The organism is Rahnella sp. 2050 (assembly GCF_040544515.1).
GTDB classification, from domain to species: Bacteria; Pseudomonadota; Gammaproteobacteria; order Enterobacterales; family Enterobacteriaceae; genus Rahnella; species Rahnella aceris.
Genome location: NZ_JBEPKE010000002.1, coordinates 321,893 through 337,862 on the forward strand (window position 1 = coordinate 321,893; position 15,970 = coordinate 337,862).

At 51.3% G+C, this 15,970-nt stretch carries 15 protein-coding genes and 1 other annotated feature; of the genes, 10 read left to right on the forward strand and 5 right to left on the reverse strand.

The window, feature by feature from the left end; all coding sequences use genetic code 11:
• The first annotated feature begins 25 nt into the window (after positions 1-25).
• The gene (gene gpmB / locus ABIC79_RS08720) at positions 26-673 is read left to right on the forward strand and encodes a 2,3-diphosphoglycerate-dependent phosphoglycerate mutase GpmB (protein ID WP_013577082.1); all 648 of its coding nucleotides are present in this window, start codon (positions 26-28) and stop codon (positions 671-673) included.
• Positions 674-685: 12 nt separating this feature from the next.
• Here gpmB and robA read toward each other — a convergent pair whose 3' ends face one another.
• The gene (robA, locus tag ABIC79_RS08725; RefSeq protein WP_013577081.1) at positions 686-1,549 is read right to left on the reverse strand and encodes an MDR efflux pump AcrAB transcriptional activator RobA; all 864 of its coding nucleotides are present in this window, start codon (positions 1,547-1,549) and stop codon (positions 686-688) included.
• 208 nt (positions 1,550-1,757) lie between these two features.
• On the opposite strand from robA, the gene creA reads away from it, so the two are divergent.
• Positions 1,758-2,240 carry a protein CreA gene (creA, locus tag ABIC79_RS08730; protein WP_013577080.1) on the forward strand — a complete coding sequence of 161 codons (483 nt, stop codon included), beginning with the start codon at positions 1,758-1,760 and terminating at the stop codon, positions 2,238-2,240.
• 91 nt (positions 2,241-2,331) lie between these two features.
• Here the strand turns inward: creA and arcA are convergent, their stop codons facing one another.
• Positions 2,332-3,048, reverse strand: coding sequence for a two-component system response regulator ArcA (gene arcA / locus ABIC79_RS08735; protein ID WP_013577079.1), 717 nt, complete (start codon positions 3,046-3,048; stop codon positions 2,332-2,334).
• Between the two features lie 666 nt (positions 3,049-3,714).
• On the opposite strand from arcA, the gene ABIC79_RS08745 reads away from it, so the two are divergent.
• From ABIC79_RS08745 to thrC, 5 genes are all read left to right on the forward strand, one after another.
• Complete coding sequence (locus ABIC79_RS08745; protein WP_314520540.1) at positions 3,715-4,401, forward strand: tRNA/rRNA methyltransferase; 687 nt, start codon at positions 3,715-3,717, stop codon at positions 4,399-4,401.
• Positions 4,402-4,617: 216 nt separating this feature from the next.
• Positions 4,618-4,686, forward strand: coding sequence for a thr operon leader peptide (gene thrL / locus ABIC79_RS08750; RefSeq protein WP_071823645.1), 69 nt, complete (start codon positions 4,618-4,620; stop codon positions 4,684-4,686).
• Positions 4,625-4,741, forward strand: a sequence feature (Thr leader region). Its footprint overlaps the gene before it by 62 nt.
• Before the next feature lie 34 nt (positions 4,742-4,775).
• A complete protein-coding gene (gene thrA / locus ABIC79_RS08755) occupies positions 4,776-7,235 on the forward strand; it encodes a bifunctional aspartate kinase/homoserine dehydrogenase I (RefSeq protein WP_013577077.1) in 2,460 nt (819 codons plus the stop codon).
• 1 nt (position 7,236) lies between these two features.
• Positions 7,237-8,166 (forward strand): homoserine kinase, encoded by a 930-nt coding sequence (gene thrB / locus ABIC79_RS08760; RefSeq protein WP_354566826.1) that lies wholly within the window; start codon positions 7,237-7,239, stop codon positions 8,164-8,166.
• A gap of 24 nt (positions 8,167-8,190) precedes the next feature.
• Positions 8,191-9,480 carry a threonine synthase gene (thrC, locus tag ABIC79_RS08765; RefSeq protein WP_119262119.1) on the forward strand — a complete coding sequence of 430 codons (1,290 nt, stop codon included), beginning with the start codon at positions 8,191-8,193 and terminating at the stop codon, positions 9,478-9,480.
• 67 nt (positions 9,481-9,547) lie between these two features.
• On the opposite strand, the gene yaaA is transcribed toward thrC, so the two are convergent.
• Positions 9,548-10,321 (reverse strand): peroxide stress protein YaaA, encoded by a 774-nt coding sequence (gene yaaA / locus ABIC79_RS08770; RefSeq protein WP_037033470.1) that lies wholly within the window; start codon positions 10,319-10,321, stop codon positions 9,548-9,550.
• Between the two features lie 111 nt (positions 10,322-10,432).
• On the reverse strand, positions 10,433-11,860 hold the full coding sequence (locus tag ABIC79_RS08775) for an alanine/glycine:cation symporter family protein (RefSeq protein WP_354566829.1): 1,428 nt from the start codon (positions 11,858-11,860) through the stop codon (positions 10,433-10,435).
• 275 nt (positions 11,861-12,135) lie between these two features.
• On the opposite strand from ABIC79_RS08775, the gene tal reads away from it, so the two are divergent.
• From tal to ABIC79_RS08790, 3 genes are all read left to right on the forward strand, one after another.
• Positions 12,136-13,089: a transaldolase gene (tal, locus tag ABIC79_RS08780; protein WP_037033577.1), complete on the forward strand. Its 954-nt coding sequence runs from the start codon at positions 12,136-12,138 to the stop codon at positions 13,087-13,089.
• Between the two features lie 126 nt (positions 13,090-13,215).
• Positions 13,216-13,803 (forward strand): molybdopterin adenylyltransferase, encoded by a 588-nt coding sequence (gene mog, locus ABIC79_RS08785; protein ID WP_112197253.1) that lies wholly within the window; start codon positions 13,216-13,218, stop codon positions 13,801-13,803.
• Between the two features lie 142 nt (positions 13,804-13,945).
• Entirely contained in the window at positions 13,946-15,268 is a 1,323-nt protein-coding gene (locus ABIC79_RS08790; RefSeq protein ID WP_112151005.1) for an MFS transporter, read from the forward strand.
• A gap of 61 nt (positions 15,269-15,329) precedes the next feature.
• Here ABIC79_RS08790 and satP read toward each other — a convergent pair whose 3' ends face one another.
• Positions 15,330-15,929, reverse strand: coding sequence for an acetate uptake transporter (gene satP / locus ABIC79_RS08795; RefSeq protein WP_013577069.1), 600 nt, complete (start codon positions 15,927-15,929; stop codon positions 15,330-15,332).
• Between the last annotated feature and the right edge of the window lie 41 nt (positions 15,930-15,970).

Consider the following 15,970-nt stretch of genomic DNA (forward strand, 5'->3'; position numbering starts at 1 on the left):
TCACGCAGTATAACGGAAAACACTCATGTTACAGGTATATCTCGTCCGTCATGGCGAAACAGAATGGAACGCCGCCCGCCGTATTCAGGGGCAGTCAGACAGCCCGCTGACGGCTAAAGGTCTTTACCAGGCCCGTCAGGTTGCTGAGCGCGTGCGTAAAGAAGGGATCACTCACGTTATCACCAGTGATTTAGGACGTACCCGCCACACGGCGCAGATTATCGCTGATGCCTGCGGGTGTGAAGTGATCAATGAGCCACGTTTGCGCGAACTGCACATGGGCGTGCTGGAAGAACGTATTCTGGATGGTCTGACGGAGCAGGAAGAAATATGGCGTAAGCAGATGGTTGATGGTTCACCCAAAGGGCGCATCCCCGAAGGTGAAACGATGACTGAACTGGCCGTGCGTATGCGTGCCGCGCTCGACAGCTGTCTGGATTTACCGGCGGGAAGCAAGCCGCTGCTGGTCAGCCACGGTATTGCGCTGGGCTGTCTGATCAGTACGATCCTTGGCTTGCCTGCCTATGCGGAACGCCGTCTGCGTCTGCGTAACTGTTCGCTGTCGCGTGTTGATCACCAGCAAAGCGCCTGGCTGGCAAATGGATGGATTGTGGAAACGGCGGGCGATGTCTCACATCTTGATCTGCCCGCGTTAGACGAGTTGCAACGCTAACGCCAGAAGGCGTTAGCGGCGGATTGGGATCAGGTAATCACACTGTATTTCGGTTGGCGCAGTGCCGGGGGCATGGCCATTCGTGTAAAAGCGTTCGATATCCTGTCCCTTTCTGCGGGTCAGTTTCAATGTTGGCAGACAGGTGCTGTACAACGTCAGAATAAATTCCTGCAAACGTTCCGGCGTGCCATTGTAGTGGAACATGGCATATTCACCGTGCTGCAACACAATAGGCTGACCTTCAACGTTTTCCGGCAGGTGCTGAGCTTCCAGCGCTGTCGTGTACAATACTTCCTGCTCGTCATCTTTCTCCTGGCTTGGACGTGAATGGTGCAGGCCATAAAGAATGGGCGGCAGCGTTTTCGCTTCCCCAATATATTGACGCCAGAAGTGACGACGCATCTCGTTGCGGTACGTGGTGATTTGCTCCAGCGTACATGAATAGCTTTGCGTCATGCCGATCAGATGCTGTTCTGGTAATGAGACATACTCCGGTTGCGGCAGAATGAATGCACCCAGTCGGATAGGCGGGCAAATACCAAACGAATGCCAGTCTTCAGCACGACGATACAATGCCGGCGTTTGTGCGAATTGTTTTTTGAAAGCCCGGGTAAACGTTTGTTGGGAGTCAAAACGGTACTGAAGGGCGATATCTAATATCGGGCGACTGGTGAGACGCAAAGCGACAGCCGCTTTCGACAGGCGGCGGGCACGAATATAAGCACCAATGGCATTATTCGTGACGTCTTTAAACATGCGCTGCAGGTGCCACTTGGAATAGCCGGCCTTGGCTGCGACATTGTCGAGTGACAAGGGCTGGTCTAAATGGGTTTCTAACCAGCTAAGAAGGTCACGAATGATTCCTGCTTGATCCATAGATCGTCCTCGTTGAACTAAGATAAATGCACAGAATGATGGGCGGCATAATAGCAACTTTTTCCCGATAAGACTGCTTAAGATTTTTTTGGCTATCTGTGCTATTTACAGGTGTTACAGAGTATTTCATTCCGAAAGTGTGAATGCACGCTTTCTGATTGTGGTTTCTTTAGAAAACAACGTCATGCTGATGACGTGGAGTAACTTAATGAATAAATGTTGGATTTTTGTATTTGGGATGTTTATTTTTTGTTCTGGAGCAGCGCGTGCAGAGCAAGTGGGATCAGTGGATACCGTCTTCAAATTATTCGGTCCGGACCATAAAATTGTGGTCGAGGCCTTTGATGATCCTGATATTAAAAATGTAACTTGTTATATCAGTCGTGCAAAAACCGGCGGCATCAAGGGCGGATTAGGTCTGGCCGAAGATACATCGGATGCGGCGATTTCCTGTCAGCAGGTAGGACCTATCGAGCTCAGCGATAAGATTAAGCAGGGCAAAGACAAAGGCACTGTAGTTTTCCAGAAACGTACCTCTCTGGTGTTTAAAAAGCTGCAGGTGGTGCGTTTTTATGATGAAAAACGTAATGCGCTTATCTACCTGAGTTATTCCGATAAAGTCGTGGACGGTTCACCTAAAAATGCCCTCAGCGCGGTGCCGATCATTCCGTGGGGACATGCTGAGCCTTGAGTTTCACCAAGGGATCCAAATCAAAAGGCCAGCTTTCGCTGGCCTTTACGTTTTATCACATCGACTGCAGAGCGGTTGGCAACCTTCTGTATCAGTCTTCCAGATCACCGCAGAAACGGTAACCTTCACCATGGATAGTGGCGATGATTTCCGGCGTATCCGGAGTCGCTTCGAAATGCTTACGGATGCGACGGATAGTCACGTCAACAGTACGGTCATGAGGTTTCAGCTCACGGCCGGTCATTTTCTTCAGCAAATCGCCACGGGTTTGGATTTTGCCCGGGTTTTCACAAAAATGCAGCATGGCGCGGAATTCACTGCGCGGTAACTTATACTGTTCGCCCTGCGGGCTTATCAGCGAACGGCTGTTGATATCGAGTTCCCAGCCATTGAATTTGTAGCTTTCAACCAGACGACGTTCTTCACCGGTAGTACCCAGGTTCATCGTGCGGGACAGCAGATTGCGTGCGCGGATGGTCAGTTCGCGCGGGTTGAATGGCTTGGTGATATAGTCATCAGCGCCGATTTCCAGACCCAAAATTTTATCAACTTCGTTGTCGCGGCCGGTCAGGAACATCAAAGCAACGCTGGCTTGTTCACGCAGTTCGCGTGCCAGCAGCAGGCCATTTTTGCCTGGCAGGTTGATGTCCATGATAACCAGATTGATATCATTTTCGGACAGAATGTGGTGCATTTCAGCGCCATCATTGGCTTCATGCACCATGTAGCCTTCTGCTTCAAAAATGCTCTTTAACGTATTACGTGTCACTAACTCGTCTTCGACGATCAGAATGTGAGGGGTCTGCATGATTGCTACCTAAGATTGCCAACAAATAGAAAATAGGAGTACAGAAGTCCTTGATATCCCAATGAATTTCGATGCCTTATTGGCCATCTCACTCGTTACATGACTAAAGTACGTAAATGCGTTCTCGATGCAATTTCCATCAACGGCAACAACATCGCAAGCTCGGTCAGGGATTCCACTTTCTGCAGTTCCACGGGGTCCTAAAGCGGCGCATATCCTAACCCTATTAACAGCAATATAACAGCGAGTGTCGAAATTACCACCCAACAAAATTACGGTTTGTTGACATATATCAAGTTCAATTGTAGCACGGTAACAGAACAGTGAAAAACACTTACAAGAATGCACGTTTGAGTCACATTTCGGCCTTTATTGTACACGATTCAGCTAATCCTCAGGAAACCCAAGATAAATGCAAAATCTGTATGTATCATTATTATATATCCATATGAAAAATAATGACTAATTTTTTAAGGGAACGTGCTTAACCCTGCCAGCAGCTTTTTTACCTCCCGGTTAAGCTTTTCCGATAAAATAAAGGAATATATCAAGTCGACTGTTAAGTTCTTGTGAAGAATATAAACGATGAATAGGTCTGAAACAGGATAAAATTTCATCGCTGAAATACAGGCGGCAAATTCTTTTTCCTTCCTGCAAAGGCGTCATATGCAACTTCATATTATTTTAGTGTCACCGGCTCGCCCGGAAAATGTCGGTGCGGCAGCCCGCGCAATGAAAACCATGGGCTTTGCTTCCTTGCGTATTGTGGACAGCGAGGCACATCTCAAGCCGGAAGCCGGTTGGGTGGCACATGGTTCGCAGGACATCCTGCAAAATGCTCTGCATTTCAGCACACTGGCAGAAGCTCTGGCTGATATTGATTTTACTGTCGCGACGACGGCCCGCAGCCGGGCTAAATTTCACTATTACTGCACGCCTCAGGAGTTGCAGGTGCAGCTTGAAGAGAAAAGCCAGTGGGTGAATCACGCTGCGCTGGTATTTGGCCGTGAGGATTCCGGGCTGACCAATGAAGAGCTGGCACTGGCTGATGTGCTGACCGGCGTTCCGATGGTGGCGGATTACCCGTCGCTGAATCTGGGGCAGGCCGTGATGGTATTCTGTTATCAGTTATCGTCTCTCAATCAGGTGACCTCAGTGAAACCTGAAAATGCCGAAGCGGGACAGTTGTCGGCATTGCGTGCACGGGTCGGGCGATTACTGGAAAATGTCGGGGCAGAAGATGACCAGAAATTGTCCGACTGGCTGCATCAGCGTCTCGGTCTTTTGCAGCAGCGCGATGCGGCAATGCTGCATACTTTGCTACATGACATCGAAAAAAAACTGACCCAATGATGTGAGGGGAATCCTTACCGCTACAGTTCGATATCCGGTGCGGTGATAGCAGAGTTATCGATCGTACTGGAAATGCTTTTAAAGGCAGATAATTATCCATTTCATTCTGTCCGTGATTAACCTGCCGAAAATAGAAAAAAATTGACTTATTGTGCCTTATGCTTTAGCTAATAGAGGCAGACAGAGTACAAACCTAAAGACAGACAGAAAATAAAAATGCGAATCATCAGCCTGAACACAACAATTATTACCACCACCGATACCACAGGTAACGGGGCGGGCTGACGCGTACAGGAAAAAGAAAAAAAGCCCGCACCTAACCAGTGCGGGCTTTTTTTTTACATTTAAACGAGAGCTTCAGGAGAGAACCAGAAATGCGAGTGTTGAAATTTGGCGGGACCTCGGTAGCAAACGCAGAACGCTTCTTGCGGGTTGCGGACATTATGGAAAGCAATGCACGTCAGGGACAGGTCGCGACGGTATTATCCGCGCCTGCCAAAATCACCAACTATCTGGTTGCTATGATTGAACGAACTGTCGCAGGGCAGGACATTCAGACCATCATGAGTGATGCGGAAAACATTTTTGGTCAGCTGATAACCGGCCTGGCGGCCGCGCAACCGGGTTTTGATTTGCCGAAAGTGAAAGCGTTTGTCGATCACGAATTCGCTCAGCTTAAACAACTGATGCACGGTATTGCCCTGCTGGGACAATGCCCGGACAGCGTAAATGCCTCCATCATCTGTCGTGGTGAAAAGCTCTCTATCGCTATTATGGAAGCGGTGTTCCTTGCCAAAGGTTTTGGCGTCACCGTCATTAACCCGGTCGAAAAACTGCTCGCGCAGGGGCATTACCTTGAATCGACCGTGGACATCAACGAATCCACCCGGCGTATCGCCGCCAGCGCTATTCCAGCCGATCACATTGTGCTGATGGCCGGTTTCACTGCCGGTAACGAACAGGGCGAACTGGTGGTGCTCGGACGTAATGGTTCCGATTATTCAGCCGCCGTGCTGGCTGCCTGTTTACGTGCCGACTGTTGTGAGATCTGGACTGACGTCGACGGTGTGTATACTTGCGATCCGCGCATCGTGCCGGACGCCCGCTTACTGAAATCCATGTCATATCAGGAAGCGATGGAGCTGTCGTACTTTGGTGCGAAAGTGCTTCATCCGCGTACCATCCTGCCGATTGCCCAGTTCCAGATCCCTTGCCTGATCAAAAACACCACCAACCCGCAGGCGCCAGGCACGCTGATTGGCAGCGAAAGCCTCGGCGATAATACGCCGGTGAAAGGCATCACTAATCTGAACAACATGGCGATGATCAACGTTTCCGGTCCGGGAATGAAAGGGATGATCGGCATGGCGGCGCGCGTGTTTGCGGTGATGTCCCGTTCAGGCATTTCGGTGGTGCTGATCACCCAGTCTTCTTCTGAATACAGCATCAGTTTCTGTGTGCCGCAAAGCGAACTGGAACGCGCCCGTAAAGCGCTGGAAGACGAGTTCTATCTGGAGCTGAAAGACGGTCTGCTTGAGCCGCTGGATGTGATGGAGAAGCTGGCGGTTATTTCTGTCGTCGGCGACGGCATGCGTACCCTGCGCGGTATCTCGGCGAAATTCTTCTCGGCACTGGCGCGCGCCAATATCAATATCGTGGCGATTGCGCAGGGGTCGTCTGAACGTTCTATCTCGGTGGTCGTCAATAACGACGATGCGACCACCGGTGTGCGCGTAAGCCACCAGATGCTGTTCAACACTGATCAGGTTATCGAAGTCTTCCTGATCGGCGTAGGCGGCGTGGGCGGGGCGTTGATTGAACAGATCCGCCGTCAACAAGCGTGGCTGAAAACCAAACATATTGATCTGCGCGTTTGCGGCATCGCCAACTCCCGCGCATTGCTGACTAACGTTCACGGCATTGCGCTGGAAACCTGGCGTGATGAACTGGGTGCCGCGAAAGAGCCGCTGAATCTGGGACGTCTGATCCGTCTGGTGAAAGAATACCACCTGCTGAATCCGGTGATTGTTGACTGTACTTCCAGTCAGGAAGTGGCTGATCAATACGCCGATTTCCTTGCCGACGGTTTCCACGTCGTAACGCCGAACAAAAAGGCCAATACTTCTTCCATGAATTACTACCATCAGTTGCGTAAAGCGGCGGATGGTTCACGCCGTAAATTCCTCTACGACACCAACGTCGGTGCGGGTTTACCGGTCATCGAAAACCTGCAAAACCTGCTGAATGCCGGTGATGAGCTGATGCGTTTCTCCGGCATCCTCTCCGGCTCGCTGTCCTTCATCTTCGGTAAGCTGGATGAAGGTATGTCGTTATCTGCTGCAACATTGCAGGCGAAAGAGATGGGCTATACCGAACCGGATCCACGTGATGATCTGTCCGGTATGGACGTTGCCCGTAAATTGCTGATCCTGGCGCGTGAAGCCGGTTACAAACTGGAGCTGACGGATATTGATGTGGAATCCGTTCTGCCGCCGTCCTTCAATAGCGAAGGCACTGTGAATGAATTTGTGGCGCGTCTGCCGGAACTGGATGCCGAATTTGCCAGGCGTGTTGCGGATGCCACCGCCGCAGGTAAAGTATTGCGTTATGTCGGTGCTATCGAAGACGGACAATGCAAAGTAAAAATCGATGCCGTCGATGGTAATGACCCGCTTTATAAAGTAAAAAATGGGGAGAATGCGCTGGCGTTTTACAGCCGCTATTATCAGCCGTTACCGTTGGTTCTGCGTGGCTACGGTGCCGGTAATGATGTGACGGCGGCAGGTGTGTTTGCCGATCTTTTGAGAACGCTGTCATGGAAGTTAGGAGTTTAATATGGTTAAGGTGTATGCCCCGGCTTCAATCGGGAACGTCAGCGTAGGCTTCGATGTTCTGGGCGCGGCCGTGTCTCCGCTGGATGGCACGCTGCTGGGCGACTGTGTTTCCGTTGAGGCGGCCACAGTGTTCAGTCTGAAAAACGAAGGCAAGTTTGTGTCTAAACTGCCGGATCGCATGGAAGACAACATCGTTTATCAGTGCTGGCAGCGTTTCTGTCAGGAAATCGGCAAAGAAGTGCCGGTGGCGATGACGCTGGAAAAAAACATGCCGATCGGCTCAGGTCTGGGCTCCAGCGCCTGTTCGGTGGTCGCCGGTCTGATGGCGATGAATGAGTTTTGCGGTAAGCCGCTGAATGAAAACCAGATGCTGTTGCTGATGGGCGAGCTGGAAGGGCGGATTTCCGGTAGCGTACATTTCGATAATGTGGCGCCATGCTATTTAGGCGGCATTCAACTGATGCTGGAAGAACTCGATATCATCAGCCAGGACGTGCCAGGCTTTGATGACTGGCTGTGGGTGATGGCGTATCCGGGGATTAAAGTCTCGACGGCCGAGGCGCGTGCCATTTTACCTGCGCAGTATCGCCGTCAGGATTGCATCAGCCACGGACGTTATCTGGCGGGCTTTATTCATGCCTGCCACACTCAGCAACCTGCGCTGGCCGCAAAACTGATGAAAGATGTGATTGCTGAACCTTACCGCACCCGTCTGCTGCCGGGCTTTGCCGAAGCCCGCAGCGCCGCAGAAGAAATTGGTGCGCTGGCTTGCGGGATTTCCGGTTCCGGCCCGACGTTGTTCGCGGTGTGCAACGACAGTGCGACAGCGAAACGTATGGCTGACTGGTTGCAGACGCATTATCTGCAAAATGACGAAGGCTTTGTTCATATTTGTCGTCTTGATACCGCGGGCGCGCGGGTATTGGGATAACTCGATAATTTATTGGGATAACTAATGAAACTGTACAACCTGAAGGATCACAACGAGCAGGTCAGCTTTGCTCAGGCCGTCAAACAAGGTCTTGGAAAACAGCAGGGATTATTCTTCCCGCTGGAATTGCCTGAGTTTGAACTGACCGAAATTGATCGCTTGCTGGAACTGGATTTCGTCACCCGCAGCAGCCGAATTCTTTCTGCTTTCATCGGCGATGAAATTCCGGAAGAAGAATTATATCAGCGTGTAAAAAATGCGTTTGCCTTCCCGGCACCCGTTGCCAAAGTGGAAGAAGACATTGCCTGTCTGGAACTGTTCCACGGCCCGACCCTGGCCTTTAAAGATTTCGGTGGCCGCTTCATGGCGCAGATCCTGACTCAGGTATCTGGCGATCAGCCGGTGACTATTCTGACCGCGACCTCCGGTGATACCGGTGCGGCAGTGGCACATGCGTTCCACGGTCTGAAAAATGTTCGTGTGGTGATTCTGTATCCGCGCGGCAAAATCAGCCCGTTGCAGGAAAAACTGTTCTGTACGCTTGGCGGAAATATTCATACCGTCGCTATCGACGGCGACTTTGATGCCTGTCAGGCGCTGGTGAAACAGGCGTTTGATGATGAAGAACTGAAACACGCGCTGAAACTGAACTCAGCTAACTCCATCAATATCAGCCGACTGCTGGCGCAGATTTGCTACTACTTTGAAGCGGTTGCCCAACTGCCTCAGGAAGCGCGCAATCAGCTGGTGGTTTCCGTACCAAGCGGTAACTTCGGTGATCTGACCGCTGGTCTGCTGGCGAAATCCCTCGGCCTGCCGGTGAAACGCTTTATTGCGGCGACCAACGCCAATGATACGGTGCCGCGTTTCCTGTCTAACGGCGAGTGGGAACCGAAGAAAACCGTTGCCACTCTGTCGAACGCTATGGATGTCAGCCAGCCAAACAACTGGCCGCGTGTGGAAGAGTTGTATCGTCGTAAAACCTGGCAGCTGAAAGATCTGGGCTTCGGTGCGGTCAGCGATGACACCACCGAAGACGCGATGCGCGAGCTGGCCAATATCGGTTATATCTCTGAACCTCACGCGGCAATTGCTTACCGTGTGCTGCGTGACCAGCTGCAACCGGGCGAGTTCGGTCTGTTCATCGGGACGGCGCATCCGGCAAAATTCAAGGAAAGCGTGGAAGCGATTCTGGATCAGGACATCGGTTTACCGAAAGAACTGGCGGATCGCGCTGACCTGCCATTGTTGTCGCATAATCTTCCGGCTGATTTCAGCGAGATGCGTGCATTCCTGATGGCGCTGCCTGAATAAATATTGTGTTTCAGACAGGCAAAAGCCCTCTTCGTGAGGGCTTTTTTGTATCCGCAGATCAGGTCAATCAGCGCTCAGGACGGGTAAACACCAGTTCATTGCCCTGCGAACGTGATTCATCAAATTCATAACCTTCCAGATTGAAATCCTGAAGCTGTTTCGGCTTATCCAGACGCTCTTTAATAATAAAGCGGCTCATCAGGCCGCGCGCTTTTTTGGCGTAGAAGCTGATGACTTTGTATTTGCCGTTCTTCTCGTCGAGGAATACCGGCTTGATGATTTCGCCATCCAGCAGTTTGGGTTTCACCGCTTTGAAGTATTCATCAGACGCCAGATTCACCAGCACTTTGCTTTTTTGTTCACTGAGCAGTTGGTTGAGTTTTTCGGTCAGCAAATTTCCCCAGAAGGCATACAGATTCGCGCCCTGGGGATTTTCCAGACGGATACCCATTTCCAGACGGTAAGGCATCATCAGATCCAGCGGACGCAGCAGGCCGTATAAACCTGACAACATCCGCAGATGTTTCTGTGCAAAATCAAAATCCTTCTCACTGAAATCTTCTGCCTGCAGACCGGTATACACATCGCCTTTAAAGGCCAGCAAGGCCTGACGGGCGTTATCCGGCGTGAAATCCGGCTGCCAGTCATTAAAACGTTCGGCGTTCAGATGGGCCAGTTTGTCGCTGATCCCCATCAGTGAAGAAATCTGCGCAGGAGACATTTTACGTGCCACGGTAATCAGCTGGCTGGATTTATCCAGCAGCTCCGGTTGGGTATAGCGCGTTGTCGCAAGCGGGCTTTCGTAATCGAGCGTTTTGGCAGGTGAAATAATGGTCAGCATAGTCTCGTCCGTTGGTCAGTGACGGTTCACATTCAGGATTTTTGTTGCCTTACTGTAGCAAAAAAGTCACTGCGATGGAGGCATGATATCGATAGGTAAAAGCGCAGGAAATCAGCGCGGAGGCATTTTTTTATCCCAGACGCCGGGCTGGAGCTGACCGCGTAATTCAGGGTAGTGATCAGGATTAAACACCGGCGTTTTCCCCATCCGTCGCTGGCGTTCATAATCTTTCACCACGCTGACCGCGATGCCCGAAAGCAGCAACAGTGCGGTGAGATTGAGTATTGCCATCAGCGCCATGACGATATCGGCCAGTTTCCACAGGACTTGTAATTCCATCAGGCATCCGCAGAACACCATGCTGATGACCATCAACCGGAAAATCAGTAATTTAACGGGCGAAGAACCGTGAAAGAAATTCAGATTGTTTTCGGCATAGGCATAGTTTCCGGCAATCGACGTGAACGCAAAAGAGAAGACCAGAATGGCCAGAACCACATGGCTCCAGCCTGCGGTCACCGGCATAATCGATTGCTGTATCAGCCGGATGCCAACCGGGGCGTCAGGTTGATCAAGGGCTCCTGACGTCAGGATGATCAGCGCGGTTGCGGTACAAATCACCATGGTATCGATGAAGACGGCAAACATCTGACTGAACCCCACCATGGCCGGGTGGCTTACGCCCGCCATCGCCGCTGCATTGGGTGAAGAGCCGACACCGGCTTCGCTGGCAAAGGCGCCGCGTTGCATGCCCTGCGTAATGGCCTGTGTCACGCCATACGCCAGTGCGCCGTAAGCGGCCTGCTGTAAGCCGAAGGCGCTTTTGAATACCAGCGCCAGCACCTGTGGCAACTTTTCAATGTGATGACCAATAACCCAGATGGCCAGCAACAAGTAGGCGAAGGCCATCAGCGGTACAAGCCATTTCGAAAGCCAGGTGATTGCGCGTATACCGCCAAAAATCAGTATCGCGACCAGCACGGATAAAATGCAGGCGGTGGACAGCGCCGGTACATGCAGAAGATGGAAAGAAGCCTGAGCAATGGAATTGGCCTGTAAGGCGCTGAAAATAAAGCCGCAGGAAATCACCATCAGCAAGGAAAACAAGATACCCATCCAGCGCATTCCAAGCCCTTTTTCCATGTAATCAGCCGGTCCGCCGCGAAATTTTTCATGGGCTACATTGCCTTTGTAAATCTGCGCCAGCGTGTTTTCTATCATTGCCGTCGCCATGTTGAAAACTGCAATAATCCACATCCAGAAAATAGCGCCAGGGCCGCCGAGCGTAATGGCGATGGCGACACCGGTGAGATTCCCGGTACCAATACGCGATGCAAGGCTGAGACACAGCGCCCGCCACGGGGAAATACCTCGTGTGATGTGTTTTCGCTTATAAAGAGTGGGGGAGAAAAGGTGGCCAAAGTGACGAAACTGAATGAAACCAAGACGGAACGTAAGGTAAATGCCGGTGCCGCATAGCAGGTAAATCAGGATTGAACTCCAGAGAATAGTATCGAAAAAATCCAGCAGGTCGTTCATAAATTGTCCTTGGTTGATTTGCCCTTCATCATTTTTATTTGTTTGCTTGCGGGCAATGACCACTTTGGGTGGCTAACATACCTGTTTTATCGAACGGGTAACATGTGCATTTTGGCTAATTTTGTGTGTTTTGGAAGGTGAGAAATCCATAGATGTTCGTAGCCGAGCATGCCGTGATATGCGCCTTGCGCCTGGCTTTTTGCATGTTATCATCAGCCAAAGGCAAGGCATGAAAATGCCTATACGAAAACGTCCAAACGATGAGATATGCCAAAATGACCGATAAACTGACTTCCCTACGCCAAATGACTCAGGTTGTTGCTGACACCGGAGATATCGCGGCAATGAAGTTGTACCAGCCGCAGGATGCGACCACGAACCCGTCACTGATCCTCAGCGCTGCGCAAATTCCTGAATACCGTAAACTGATCGACGAAGCAATCGCCTGGGCACGTGACCAGAGCAGCGATCACGATCAGCAGATTACTGATGCAGCTGACAAACTGGCAGTGAACATCGGTCTGGAAATTCTGAAACTGGTACCGGGCCGCATTTCAACAGAAGTTGATGCACGTCTGTCTTACGACACTGACGCAAGCGTGGCCAAAGCCAAACGCCTGATCAAACTGTATAACGATGCGGGTATCAGCAACGACCGTATTTTGATCAAACTGGCTTCTACCTGGCAGGGCATCCGCGCTGCAGAGAAACTGGAAAAAGAAGGCATCAACTGTAACCTGACGCTGCTGTTCTCCTTCGCACAGGCGCGTGCTTGTGCTGAAGCGGGCGTGTTCCTGATTTCTCCGTTCGTTGGTCGTATCCTTGACTGGTACAAAGCCAATGGTGACAAAAAAGAGTTCGCACCACATGAAGATCCGGGCGTTGTGTCCGTAACCGAAATCTACGAATACTACAAACAACACGGCTACGAAACTGTCGTGATGGGCGCAAGCTTCCGTAACATCGGTGAAATCATCGAACTGGCTGGCTGTGACCGTCTGACCATCGCCCCTGCACTGCTGAAAGAACTGGCAGAAAGCGAAGGTCCGCTGGAACGTAAACTGTCATTCTCCGGCGAAACCAAGCCACGTCCTGCGCCACTGACTGAATCTCAGTTCTACTGGGAGCACAACCAGGATCCAATGGCGATCGATAAACTGGCTGATGGCATCCGTAAGTTTGCAATCGACCAGGGTAAACTGGAAAAAATGATTTCTGACCTGCTGTAATCAGCATTCAGTTCCAGCATAAAGCGGCTAATCAGCCGCTTTTTTTGTGCCTGCGATAAAACCACCGGCCGGTTACCGATATACTGAGTGCTGTGACTACGAAGAAAAATGCTGTGGAGAAATAGCATGGATACATTACGGATTGGTCTGGTATCAGTGTCGGACCGCGCCTCAAGCGGTGTTTATCAGGACAAAGGTATTCCGGCACTGGAAGAATGGCTGGAAAGAGCGCTTATTACGCCTTTTAAGCTGGAGAAAAAGCTGATCCCGGACGAGCAGCCTTTGATTGAACAGGCTATCAGTGAACTGGTTGATGAAAGCGGCTGCCATCTGGTGTTAACCACCGGGGGAACCGGGCCTGCGCGCCGGGATGTCACACCGGATGCCACGTTGGCTGTTGCCGATCGTGAAATGCCCGGTTTCGGCGAACAGATGCGTCAGATCAGCCTGCACTTTGTACCGACGGCAATTTTGTCACGTCAGGTTGGGGTGATCCGCAAACAGGCTTTAATCCTGAATTTACCTGGCCAGCCGAAATCTATTCAGGAAACGCTGGAAGGACTGAAAGATGCCGACGGTAAAGTGATTGTTTCCGGCATTTTTGCCAGTGTGCCCTATTGCATCCAGTTGCTCGACGGACCTTACGTTGAAACGCATGATGAGGTGGTAGCAGCTTTCCGTCCGAAAAGTGCCCGCCGCGAGATAAAAAACTGAATACAGTTCCTTTTTGAAATTTAGCGACGTTAAGCGTCAGACACCACTGGTGTGAAAAATATTTGCCGCTATAGTAAGGATTACTTTACATAAGGTGGCAAAACCTTTTTCCATTTTTTACTCTGGTGTCTGACGGTATCCTATGCAACACACACAATCGCGCCGGTTGAACCGGCAGGACTTCAAAACGCTTTCCCTGGCGGCACTGGGTGGCGCCCTCGAATTCTACGATTTCATCATTTTCGTCTTTTTCGCTGCGGTAATTGGCGATCTCTTCTTCCCGGCCAATATGCCCGACTGGCTGCGTCAGGTTCAGACTTTTGGTATTTTCGCTGCCGGTTATCTGGCGCGCCCGTTGGGCGGTATCATCATGGCGCACTTCGGTGATTTGGTTGGCCGTAAGCGCATGTTCAGCCTGAGTATTTTATTAATGGCTTTACCGACACTGGCAATGGGGCTGTTGCCAACCTACACCTCGATTGGCATGGCAGCACCGCTGTTGCTGCTGCTGATGCGTCTGTTACAGGGCGCGGCGATCGGCGGCGAAGTGCCGGGCGCGTGGGTGTTTGTCGCTGAACATGTGCCACGTAATCGCATCGGTTTCGCCTGCGGCACCCTCACCGCCGGTTTAACGTTGGGGATTCTGCTGGGTTCTCTGGTGGCAACTTTACTGAACACCAGCTTGACGCCAGCGACCATCAGTCAGTACGGCTGGCGTATTCCGTTTTTCATCGGCGGCATTTTTGGTCTGATCGCGATGTATCTGCGCCGATGGTTACAGGAAACGCCTGTCTTTATGGAAATGAAAGCGCATAAGGCGCTGGCGGAAGAATTGCCGTTGAAATCTGTCGTGGCCAATCATAAAAAAGAAATCGTGGTATCGATGCTGATGACCTGGCTGTTATCCGCCGGTATCGTGGTGGTGATCCTGATGACGCCAACCTGGTTGCAGAAGCAATTCGGCATTCCGGCGGCAGCCGCATTACAAGCCAACTGTCTGGCTACAGTAGCGCTGATGTTTGGATGCATTATCTCGGGAAGCATTGTTGATCGCCTCGGTGCCAGCAAAACCTTTATTTTCGGCAGCCTCTTCCTCGGGATTTGCAGCTGGTCTTTCTATCATATGGTCGCGGCTGATGCCTCGGTGCTGATGGGCATGTATGCGCTGGCGGGGTTGAGCGTAGGTGTGGTCGGCGCAGTACCTTATGTGATGGTGCGGGCCTTCCCGGCGGAAGTGCGTTTTACCGGCATCTCTTTCTCATACAACATGGCCTACGCGATTTTCGGCGGCCTGACTCCGGTCTTCGTCACGCTGATTATGCGTCTGACGCCGATGGCTCCGGCTTATTATGTGCTGGCCTTGTCGGTGATTGGCTTGCTGACCGGTATTTACCTCAGCCGCGATTTGAACAGCGAAACGATCCGTACAGAGAAATTTGCCGAAGGCGCAACTTCCGGCCAGTGATTTCGTTTTATGCATAAAAAAACCCTGCATCGCAGGGCTTTTTGCGTCTGGCTGAGGGGGCTTATGCCACAACCGCGTCAACCTGGGGAGCGTGGTTTTTCGGCTCACCGACCGGCAAAACGGTACGGCCATATTGCTCGTTCAGCACTTCGGCCATCGCCAGATAAATCGCGCTGGCGCCACAGAAGATCCCTTCGAAACCGGCAAAATGCAGTACCGCCGTGTTTCCGGTCATATTACCGAAGCACAACAGCGCGAACAGAATAACCAGACTGCCGAAAACGATCTGTAAACCACGGTTTGCTTTCAGGGTGCCAAAGAACATGAATAAGGTGAACACGCCCCAGATGCCGAGGTAAGCGCCAAGGAAGCTTTCGCTGCTGGCTTCAGCCATGCCCATGCGCGGCAGCATCAGGATGCCGACCAGGCTTAACCAGAATGCGCCATAAGAAGTGAATGCGGTCGTGCCGAACGTATTCCCTTTTTTAAATTCCATCATCCCGGCAAGAATCTGAATCAAACCACCATAAAAAATCCCCATACTGACAATCACTGCTGTCAGGGGAAAAAAGCCTGCATTGTGTAAATTCAATAAGATAGTGGTCATACCAAATCCCATCAACCCGAGCGGGCCTGGATTTGCCAACGTTTTGCTGTGCATAGATCCTCTGTATCGGAATTATTATTAATTGATAATCGGGG